Here is a 9,770-nt window from a genome sequence, read left to right on the forward strand (position 1 = left end):
GGCCCCGGCCGCCGCACCCCCGGCCCCGCCGCCGCAGCCCCGTGGCCCGGGGACGGGGGCGCGTGATACGCATGGAGGCACCATGGACATCACCGTCTTCTGCTCCGCCGCCGACCTCGACGACCGCTACACCGCCCCGGCCCGGAAGTTCGCCGCCCTGCTCGGCGAGCGCGGCCACACCCTCGTCTGGGGCGGCTCCCACGCCGGCCTGATGGGCGTCCTCGCCGACGGCGTCAAGGCCGCCGGGGGCCGCCTGGTCGGCATCTCCGTCGAGCTGCTGGCCCACAAGGCCTACCAGGGCGCCGACGAGCTCGTGACCACCCGCGACCTGGCCGAGCGCAAGGCCGCGCTGCTCGCCCGCGCCGACGCGGTCGTGGTGCTCGCCGGCGGCCTCGGCACGCTCGACGAGCTCACCGAGGTGCTGGAGCTGAAGAAGCACGGCCTGCACGCCAAGCCGGTCGTGGTCCTCGACAGCGAGGGCTTCTACGACGGCCTGCGCAGCCAGCTGCAGCGGATGGACGCCGAGGGCTTCCTGCCCCTGCCGCTGGACGAGCTGGCCCTCTTCGCCGAGGACCCCGCCACCGCCCTGGCCGACCTGGAGGCCGCCGCCACGGCGGGCTGAGCCGTCCGCCCCCGGACCGCCCCCTCCGCGCACCGGCGGGGAGCGGGCCGTGGTAGGAATCGGCCCATGGCAACACATCTGATCACGGGGGCAGGGTCCGGCATCGGCGCGGCGGTCGCCCGGCGGCTGGCCGGGCGCGGCGACGAGCTGTGGCTGCTGGCGCGGGACGCCCGGCGCGCCAAGGAGCTGCGCGAGCGGTTCCCCGGCAGCCGCACGCTCGTCGGCGACCTCGCCGAGCCCGAACGGCTCTCCTGGGCCTTCGGCCACCAGGAGCTCCCGGTGGAGCTGGACTCCCTGGTCCACGTGGCGGGCGTCGTCGAGCTGGGACCGGTGGGGGAGCTGCCGCCCAAGGTCTGGCAGCAGACCCTCGCCGTGAACACGGTCGCCCCCGCCGAGGTCACCCGGCTCCTGCTGCCCTCGCTGCGGCAGGCCCGCGGCCGCGTCCTCTTCGTCAACTCCGGCGCCGGGCTGCGGGCCAACGCCCAGTGGAGCGCCTACGCGGCCAGCAAGTTCGCGCTGCGGGCGCTCGCCGACGCCCTGCGCGAGGAGGAGCACGGCAACGGCGTGCGGGTGACCAGCGTCTACCCGGGCCGCACGGCCACGCCCATGCAGGAGAAGGTCCACGCCCAGGAGGGCAGGGCCTACGACCCCGCGGCCTGGATCGACCCCGAGTCGGTGGCCGCGACCGTGCTCACCGCCCTCGACCTGCCGCGCGACGCGGAGATCACCGACGTGACGGTCCGCCCGGGCCGCTGACGGGCGCGCCTGCGGCCGGCGGCACCTCCGGGACGGGGCCGCGTCCCGGCGCCGCGCGGCCGCCCCCGCCGTCCGTGCCGCCCAGGCCCCCCGGGAGGGTCTGCCGGGAGGACCCCCGGCCCCGGCCGCTGCGGGAACGGCACGCGACCGCCCGGGCGGACGGCGGCGGGCCCCGCGTCTCGTACCCTTCCGACGTGACCACTGAGAGCGCTGAGCACCCCTTCCCCGAACTGGAGGCCGCCGCCACCGGTGTCGGCTCGATGCCCGGCACCGACGCGCGGGAGGCCGTGCGGACCGTCGTCGGCGAGCTGGAGGCGCTGCCGCACCTGCCCGAGCTGCCCGCCCGCGGGCCGGGCGCCGACATGGTCGGGCGCGGCGCCGGACTGCTGGTGGAGCTGTACGCGCAGGTGGAGCCGTCCGGCTGGCGGTTCGCCGACCGGCCCGGCCGCGACACCCGGCGCGCCCACTCCTGGCTGGTCGAGGACCTCGACGCCCTGGAGGAGTTCACCCAGGGCCGGTCCGGGCCGCTGAAGGTCCAGGCCGTGGGGCCGTGGACGCTCGCCGCCTCGATCGAGCTGAAGCACGGCGAGAAGGCGCTCGCCGACCCCGGCGCCTGCCGCGACGTGGCCGGCTCGCTCGCCGAGGGCCTGCGCCGCCACCTCGTCGACGTGCGGCGCCGCGTGCCCGGCGCCGAGGTGGTGCTCCAGCTCGACGAGCCCTCACTGCCCGCCGTGCTGACCGGGCAGGTGCCCACGGCCAGCGGCTTCCAGCGGCTGCGGGCGGTGGACCGGCAGGTCGCCGAGGACGTCCTGCGCCAGGTCGTCGGGGCCGTCGACGCCCCGGTCGCGGTGCACTGCTGCGCCCCCGGGGTGCCGATCGCCCTGCTGCGCCGGGCGGGCGCCGCCGCGGTCTCCCTCGACGCGTCCCTGCTGACCGAGCGTGACGACGACGCGGTCGGGGAGGCCGTCGAGGCCGGCACCGTGCTCCTCGCCGGGGTCCTGCCGGGCACCGACGCCCCGTTGTCGGACCCTGCCGGTAGTGTCGCTGTCGTCAGGAGGTTGTGGCGCAGGCTGGGGTTCGCCCCGGAGTCCCTGGCCCGCCGTGTCGTGGTGACGCCGAGCTGCGGGCTCGCGGGGGCCTCCCCCGCCTACGCCCGCCGTGCGCTGTCACGGAGCGTCATGGCGGCCCGGAGCCTGGCGGACACGCCCGAGTAGGCGCATCGAGGTGAGGGAGGCCCGCGTGGCGGGTGACGGCAGGGTCGCGGACCCGGCGGGGGCGCCGGCGGACGTCCGCGAGCGCCACGTCGTGCTGGCGCAGGAGATCGAGGAGCACCGCTTCCGCTACTACGTCAGGGACGCGCCCGTCGTCAGCGACGCCGAGTTCGACGCCCTGATGCGGGAGCTGGAGGGCATCGAGGAGCGCTACCCGGAGCTGCGCACGCCCGACTCGCCCACGCAGAAGGTCGGCGGCACGTACTCCAACGAGTTCGCCGAGGTCGCGCACCTGGAGCGGATGCTCAGCCTGGACAACGCCTTCACCGGGGAGGAGCTGGACGCCTGGGGCGACCGCGTCGCCCGCGAGCTCGGCGACCAGGAGTACCACTTCCTGTGCGAGCTCAAGGTCGACGGCACCGCCATCAGCCTGGTGTACGAGGACGGCCGGCTGGTGCGCGCCGCCACCCGCGGCGACGGCCGCACCGGCGAGGACGTCACGGCCAACGTCCGCACCATCGCCGAGATCCCGGACCGGCTGCGCGGCGACGCCGGGCACCCCGTGCCCGAGCTGGTGGAGGTCCGGGGCGAGATCTACTTCCCCACCGAGGAGTTCGAGCAGCTCAACGCCTCGCTGGTCGCGGCGGGGGACAAGCCCTTCGCCAACCCGCGCAACTCCGCCTCCGGGTCCCTGCGGCAGAAGGACCCCCGGATCACCGCGACCCGGCCGCTGCACATGGTGGTCCACGGCATCGGCGCCCGCCGGGGCTTCGCGATCGACCGCCAGTCGCACGCCTACGACATGCTGCGCGCGTGGGGCCTGCCCACGGCCCGCCACAACAAGGCCGTGCGCACCCTCGCCGAGGTCAAGGACTTCGTCGCCCACTTCGGCGAGCACCGGCACTCGGTGGAGCACGAGATCGACGGCGTGGTCGTCAAGGTCGACGAGGTGGCGCTGCAGGGCCGCCTCGGCGCCACCTCCCGGGCGCCCCGCTGGGCCATCGCCTGGAAGTACCCGCCGGAGGAGGTCAACACCCGGCTGCTGGACATCCGGGTCAACGTCGGCCGCACCGGCCGCTGCACCCCGTACGCGGTGATGGAGCCGGTCACGGTGGCCGGCTCGGAGGTCGAGTACGCCACCCTGCACAACCAGGACGTCGTCAAGGCCAAGGGCGTGCTGATCGGCGACACCGTGGTGCTCCGCAAGGCGGGCGACGTCATCCCCGAGGTGCTCGGCCCGGTGGTGGACCTGCGCGACGGCACCGAGCGGGAGTTCGTGATGCCGTCCGCGTGCCCCGAGTGCGGCACGCCGCTGCGGCCGATGTCCGAGGGCGACGTCGACCTGCGCTGCCCCAACGCCCGCTCCTGCCCGGCCCAGCTGCGCGAGCGGATCTTCTACCTGGCCAGCCGGAAGTGCCTCGACATCGAGGCGCTGGGCTACGTCGCGGCGACCGCCCTCACCCAGCCGCTGGAGCCCGCCGAGCCGCCGCTGCGGGACGAGGGCGACCTCTTCGACCTGACGGTCGAGCAGCTGCTGCCCATCAAGGCCGTGGTCCGCGACCCCGACACCGGCCTGCCCAAGCGGGACCCGAAGACCGGCGAGGAGAAGGTCGTCACCTTCTTCGCCAACCTCAAGGGCGAGCCGAAGAAGACCGCCACCGCCCTGCTGGAGAACCTGCAGGCCGTCAAGGAGCGGCCGCTCGCCCGGATCATCGCGGGCCTCTCCATCCGCCACGTGGGACCGGTCGCCGCCCAGGCGCTGGCCCGCGAGTTCCGCGACCTCGACCGCATCGCGGCGGCGAGCGAGGAGGAGCTGGCCGCCACCGAGGGCGTCGGCCCGACCATCGCCGCCTCCATCACGCAGTGGTTCGCGGAGGACTGGCACCGGGAGATCATCGAGAAGTGGCGGCGGGCCGGCGTCCGCTTCACCGAGGACGCCGCCGGGAGCGAGGGGTCCGACCTGCTGGCCGGCCTCACCGTGGTGGTCACCGGCACCCTGGCCTCCCACACCCGCGACGGCGCCAAGGAGGCCCTGGTGTCGCGCGGGGCCAAGGTCACCGGGTCGGTGTCGAAGAAGACCGACTTCGTGGTCGTGGGCGACAACCCCGGCTCCAAGTACGACAAGGCCGTGGAGCTCGGCCTGCCCGTCCTGGACGACGACGGCTTCGCGGTCCTGCTGGAGCAGGGGTCCGACGCCGCCCGCATCCGGCTCGGCCTGCCCGTGGGGGAGGAGGCCGAGGCTGCGAAGGCGGCCCCGAGGAAACGGGCCCCGAGGAAGAAGGAGCCCGTCGGGGCCGGGGCGGAGGCCGGGGCCGGGGGCGCCTCCGGCGAGGCCGCCGCGCAGGGCTCCCCCGGAGACGGCGACCCCCGGGAGGACGCCGCCGCACAGGACCCCGCACAGGACGCCGCCGCGCAGGACTCCGCGGCGGCCCCCTCGCCGGACCCCGTTCCGGAGGGGCAGCCGCAGGACTGACCGGACGTCACCCCTCCGGTGGCCGGATCCCGTTGGCATGGACCGGTCTCCGGGGGGTCTCCCGCACAACGGCGCGGGTTCGCATGTCCGAAACCCTGCCCCTCCTCCCGGCGTGGACTTACCCTGGGACGCAGCCTGCCCGCGCGAGCGGGGCCGCGGCGACGGCGCTGTCGCGCGCGGACAATCAGGCGAGGCACCCACCGCTCGCACCGCGGGGAGACCCTCGGACGTGCGCCGGTGCCGCCCGACAGGGCCGCGGCAGGGGAGACGTGCGGTCCCCGCACCGGGCGGCGGCCGGCGTCGGACGGCAGCGCGGGCACGGAGGGGCGGCCAGGCGGGGCGGGGACCGACGGAGGAAGCGCGCATGGAACTGCGCACGGAACGGCACCCCCGGGGGGACACCCCCCACCCTGCCCAGGGGCTGACGGGTGCGGCACTGCTGCTCGGCATCCTGCTCGCGGGCGCCGCGCCCCTCATACCGCTCGCCCTGCTGGTCGGCCGGTACGAGGCGGAGCTGCTGCCGCTCTTCGCGGTGCCGCTCGCGGTCCTCGTCGCCGCCTGGCGGATCGCCCGCGACCGGGCCCGCGACCAGCTCACCGACCCGCTCACCGGCCTGCCCAACCGCCAGGCGCTGCTGCTGGCCGCCCGGGCCGCCATCGCCGACGGCAGCACCGCCCCGCCCGCCGACCCCGCCGGCCGGGTCGGGCTGATCCTGCTCGACCTCGACCGCTTCCGGTCGCTCAACGACACCCTGGGCCACTCCGCCGGCGACCGGCTCCTCGTCCAGATCTCGCGCCGGCTGCACGCCGCCCTCAGCAGCGGCGGCCTGCTCCCCGCCGAGCCGCGGACCGGCCGCGGCCGCCGCCGCTCCGACGACCCCTTCTCCGTGCTCCCGCCCCCGGTGCAGGGCGTCAGCCGCGCCGTCGTCGCCCGCATGGGGGGAGACGAGTTCGCCGTCCTGCTCCCCGGCGTGGGGTGCGCGGTCACCCTGCAGCGCCTCGCCCGCGCCCTGATCGCCGAACTCGCCGCCCCCAGCCGGGTCGACGGCCTGCTCGTGGTGCTGGAGGCCAGTGCCGGCGTCTGCATCTTCCCCGACCACGCCCCCGACGCCGAGTCCCTGCTGCGCCGCGCCGACGTCGCCATGGGGCACGCCCAGCGCGGCCGCACCGGCGTGGAGGTGTACGACCAGGAGCGCGATGCCGACACGCCCGTCCGCGTGGGCCTGCTCGGCGACCTGCGGCGCGCCTTGGAGGCGGGCGAGGTCGAGCTCCACTACCAGCCGAAGGTCGCCTTCGACGGCCGTGTCGTCGGCCTGGAGGCGCTGCTGCGCTGGGAGCGCCCCGGCCGGGGCCGGATCAGCCCGGAGGAGTTCGTCGGGCTGGCCGAGTCCAGCGGCCTGATGCCCCGCCTCACCGACTACGTCCTGGACGCCGCCGTCCACCAGCTCGCCGAGTGGCGCTCCCAGGGCCTGGAGGTGCAGGTCGCGGTCAACGTCTCGCCCCGCGACGTGCTCACCCCGGGCTTCGCGGCCGGTGTCGCCGACCGCCTCGCCCGCGCGGCCGTGCCGCCGCAGGCCCTCCAGCTGGAGATCACCGAGCGGATGCTGCTGGACGACTCGCACCGTGCCGCCGACACCCTGGACGAGCTGCGCCGCTACGGGGTCGGCATGTCCCTGGACGACTTCGGGACCGGCCACTCCTCCCTCGTGCGGCTGCGCAGCCTCCCCGTCGGCGAGCTCAAGATCGACCGGTCGTTCGTCTCCCGGATGGTCGCCGACGCCCACGACGCGGCGGTGGTCCGCTGCTCGGTCCAGCTGGCCCACTCGCTCGGCCTGACCGTGGTCGCCGAGGGCGTGGAGGACGACGAGACCTGGGAGCGGCTGCACGGCATGGGCGTCGACGCGGTGCAGGGCTGGCTGGTCTCCGCCGCCCTCCCCGCCGACCAGGCCTCCGCCTGGCTGCGGGTGCGGCGCACCGCCGCGCCGGCGCCGGAGCTGGTGGCCCCCGCCGCCCCGCCGCCGGTACCGGCCCTGCCCCAGGAGCCGCTGCTGCCGCCGGACCCCGCCGCCCAGGCCCCGCCCGCGTAGCCCCGCACCGGTGGCCCTGCCCCGGTGGCCCCGTCCCTGCACCCCTGCCTCCCGGCCCCGCGGCGTGCCCGCCACCGGGTGCCGGCCCCGCCCGGTCCGCACCGGCACCCGCTGCTGCTGCCGCGCCTTGCGCCTCGCACATCACGCCCCCGCCGCCGCGGCCGTCCGCCGCCGCCCCGCGGCCCGCCTCCCCGGCCGTCCGCCGCCGCCCCGGCGGGGCGCCCCGCGACGCCCGCGGCCCGCGCACGGCGGCCCGCGTCCGCGTCCGCGCCCCGGCCGCCCGTCCGGTGTCCGCCCGCCCGACCCCCCGCGGGGCCATAGGATGGGGTCCACAGAGCAACCACAGAGCAAGAGGACGGACAGGCCGCGCAGGCCGCCGTCCGGGCCGTTCCCCGCGACCGGCCTCACCAGAACTCACCCTTGAGGATCGCTGCATGCCTGGCATCACGCGCGAGGAGGTCGCCCACCTCGCCCGGCTGTCGCGTCTTGAGCTGAAGGACGAAGAGCTCGACCACTTCGCCGAGCAGCTCGACGTGATCATCGGCGCGGTCGCCCGCGTTTCCGAGGTCGCCGGACAGGACGTCCCGCCGACCTCCCACCCGCTGCCGCTGACCAACGTCATGCGCGCCGACGAGGTGCGGCCGTCGCTGACCCCCGCCGAGGCCCTGGCCGGCGCCCCGGCGTCGGAGGAGCAGCGCTTCCGCGTCCCGCAGATCCTCGGGGAGGACTGACCATGGCCGACCTGACCCGGTACACCGCCGCCGAGACCGCCGCGGCCGTCGCCTCCGGCGACGTCTCCGCCGTCGAGGTGGCCCAGGCGCACCTGGACCGCATCGCCGCCGTCGACGAGAAGGTCCACGCCTTCCTGCACGTCGACACCGAGGGCGCCCTCGCCGCCGCCCGCGCCGTGGACGACAGGCGCGCGCGGGGCGAGGAGCTGGGCCCGCTGGCCGGCGTCCCGCTCGCGCTCAAGGACGTCTTCACCACCAAGGGCGTCCCCACGACCTGCGGCTCGAAGATCCTCGAGGGCTGGGTGCCGCCGTACGACGCGACGCTCACCCGCCGCCTCAAGGAGGCCGGCGTCGTCATCCTCGGCAAGACCAACATGGACGAGTTCGCCATGGGGTCCTCCACCGAGAACAGCGCCTACGGCCCCACCGGCAACCCGTGGGACCTCTCCCGCATCCCCGGCGGCTCCGGCGGCGGCTCCTCCGCCGCGCTCGCCGCCTTCGAGGCGCCGCTGGCGATCGGCACCGACACCGGCGGCTCCATCCGCCAGCCCGGCGCCGTCACCGGCACCGTCGGCGTGAAGCCGACCTACGGCGCGGTCTCCCGCTACGGCCTGGTCGCCTTCTCCTCCTCCCTGGACCAGGGCGGCCCCTGCGCCCGCACCGTGCTGGACGCGGCGCTGCTGCACGAGGCCATCGCCGGCCACGACCCGCTGGACTCCACCTCCATCGACGCGCCGGTCCCGCCGGTGGTCGAGGCGGCGCGGATGCGCGACGTCCGCGGCATGCGCGTCGGCGTGGTCAAGGAGTTCGGCGGCGAGGGCTACCAGCCCGGCGTGATGCAGCGCTTCCACGAGGCCGTGGAGCTGCTGCGCGGGCTGGGCGCCGAGGTCGTCGAGGTCTCCTGCCCGTCGTTCACCCTGGCGCTGCCCGCCTACTACCTGATCGCGCCGAGCGAGGCCTCCTCCAACCTGGCCCGCTTCGACGCCATGCGCTACGGCCTGCGGGTCGGCGACGACGGCACCCGCTCCGCCGAGGACGTCACCGCCCTCACCCGCGAGGCGGGCTTCGGCCCCGAGGTCAAGCGCCGGATCATGCTGGGCACCTACGCCCTGTCCTCCGGCTACTACGACGCCTACTACGGCTCGGCGCAGAAGGTGCGGACGCTGATCTCCCGCGACTTCGACGCGGCCTTCGCCGGCGTGGACGTGCTGATCTCGCCGACCACCCCCACCACCGCCTTCCCGATCGGCGAGCGCGCCGACGACCCGATGGCGATGTACCTGGCGGACCTCTGCACCATCCCGTCGAACCTCGCCGGCAACGCGGCCATGTCCGTGCCGTGCGGTCTGGCCCCGGAGGACAATCTCCCGGTCGGCCTGCAGATCATCGCTCCCGCGATGGCGGACGACCGCCTCTACCGGGTGGGCGGCGCCGTCGAGGCCGCATTCACCGAGAAGTGGGGACACCCCCTGCTGGAGGAGGCACCGGCACTGTGAGCAGTTCCTCGAAGGGCGGCAAGGCCGCGCAGCTCAAGGGTTTCAAGCACTCCCGCCCCGGCCTGTACCTGGGCATCGGCAGCAGCGCCTTCGGCGCCCTCGGCATCCTCCGCGATGTCAAGAAGGCCCGGGGGGACAGCGACACCCTGAAGCTGGTCAACGCGGTGATCGCCGCCGTCGCGCTGGTCACCAGCACCGCGCTGCTGATCCGCGAGCTGAAGCAGCTGGGCGACGACGACGTCCTGCTGGGCTGAGGCCCCGCCGGAGCCGGGCGGGGGCCCCGGGGCCCCGGCCGCGCCCCCCGCACCATTACCGGGTAGGGGAGTAGTGGGCGCGGTGTGGGGGGGGTAGCATGTGGAGTTGGGGGGGGCCCAGGGGGCGGACCACCCCCGGAT

The 9,770-nt window shown here is 75.9% G+C and carries 8 protein-coding genes; all 8 read left to right on the forward strand.

The window, feature by feature from the left end; all coding sequences use genetic code 11:
• The first annotated feature begins 82 nt into the window (after nucleotides 1–82).
• The 8 genes from ACFY07_RS08145 (at nucleotide 83) to ACFY07_RS08180 (ending at nucleotide 9,629) form a co-directional block, all read left to right on the forward strand.
• Nucleotides 83–622, forward strand: a complete 540-nt coding sequence (locus tag ACFY07_RS08145) for a TIGR00730 family Rossman fold protein (protein ID WP_390867901.1) — start codon at nucleotides 83–85, stop codon at nucleotides 620–622.
• Nucleotides 623–688: 66 nt separating this feature from the next.
• Nucleotides 689–1,378: an SDR family oxidoreductase gene (locus ACFY07_RS08150; protein WP_230650901.1), complete on the forward strand. Its 690-nt coding sequence runs from the start codon at nucleotides 689–691 to the stop codon at nucleotides 1,376–1,378.
• A 194-nt stretch (nucleotides 1,379–1,572) separates the two neighbouring features.
• On the forward strand, nucleotides 1,573–2,592 hold the full coding sequence (locus ACFY07_RS08155; protein WP_390867902.1) for a methionine synthase: 1,020 nt from the start codon (nucleotides 1,573–1,575) through the stop codon (nucleotides 2,590–2,592).
• Between the two features lie 25 nt (nucleotides 2,593–2,617).
• A complete protein-coding gene (ligA, locus tag ACFY07_RS08160; protein WP_390867903.1) occupies nucleotides 2,618–5,062 on the forward strand; it encodes an NAD-dependent DNA ligase LigA in 2,445 nt (814 codons plus the stop codon).
• Between the two features lie 364 nt (nucleotides 5,063–5,426).
• Nucleotides 5,427–7,148 carry a bifunctional diguanylate cyclase/phosphodiesterase gene (locus ACFY07_RS08165; protein ID WP_304944794.1) on the forward strand — a complete coding sequence of 574 codons (1,722 nt, stop codon included), beginning with the start codon at nucleotides 5,427–5,429 and terminating at the stop codon, nucleotides 7,146–7,148.
• A 434-nt stretch (nucleotides 7,149–7,582) separates the two neighbouring features.
• On the forward strand, nucleotides 7,583–7,879 hold the full coding sequence (gene gatC, locus ACFY07_RS08170; protein ID WP_230650904.1) for an Asp-tRNA(Asn)/Glu-tRNA(Gln) amidotransferase subunit GatC: 297 nt from the start codon (nucleotides 7,583–7,585) through the stop codon (nucleotides 7,877–7,879).
• 2 nt (nucleotides 7,880–7,881) lie between these two features.
• Nucleotides 7,882–9,375: an Asp-tRNA(Asn)/Glu-tRNA(Gln) amidotransferase subunit GatA gene (gene gatA, locus ACFY07_RS08175; protein ID WP_230650905.1), complete on the forward strand. Its 1,494-nt coding sequence runs from the start codon at nucleotides 7,882–7,884 to the stop codon at nucleotides 9,373–9,375.
• Entirely contained in the window at nucleotides 9,372–9,629 is a 258-nt protein-coding gene (locus tag ACFY07_RS08180; RefSeq protein ID WP_390867905.1) for a hypothetical protein, read from the forward strand. The genes gatA and ACFY07_RS08180 overlap by 4 nt, the downstream gene beginning before the upstream one ends.
• Nucleotides 9,630–9,770 lie beyond the last annotated feature (141 nt).

The organism is Streptomyces sp. NPDC001380, assembly GCF_042895785.1.
Taxonomy (GTDB): Bacteria; Actinomycetota; Actinomycetes; order Streptomycetales; family Streptomycetaceae; genus Peterkaempfera.

Coding starts and splice junctions, on each gene's coding strand:
- gatA (WP_230650905.1), top strand. CDS start 7,882: ATGGCCGACCTGACCCGGTACACCGCCGCCGAGACCGCCGCGGCCGTC.
- ACFY07_RS08145 (WP_390867901.1), top strand. CDS start 83: ATGGACATCACCGTCTTCTGCTCCGCCGCCGACCTCGACGACCGCTAC.
- gatC (WP_230650904.1), top strand. CDS start 7,583: ATGCCTGGCATCACGCGCGAGGAGGTCGCCCACCTCGCCCGGCTGTCG.
- ACFY07_RS08165 (WP_304944794.1), top strand. CDS start 5,427: ATGGAACTGCGCACGGAACGGCACCCCCGGGGGGACACCCCCCACCCT.
- ACFY07_RS08150 (WP_230650901.1), top strand. CDS start 689: ATGGCAACACATCTGATCACGGGGGCAGGGTCCGGCATCGGCGCGGCG.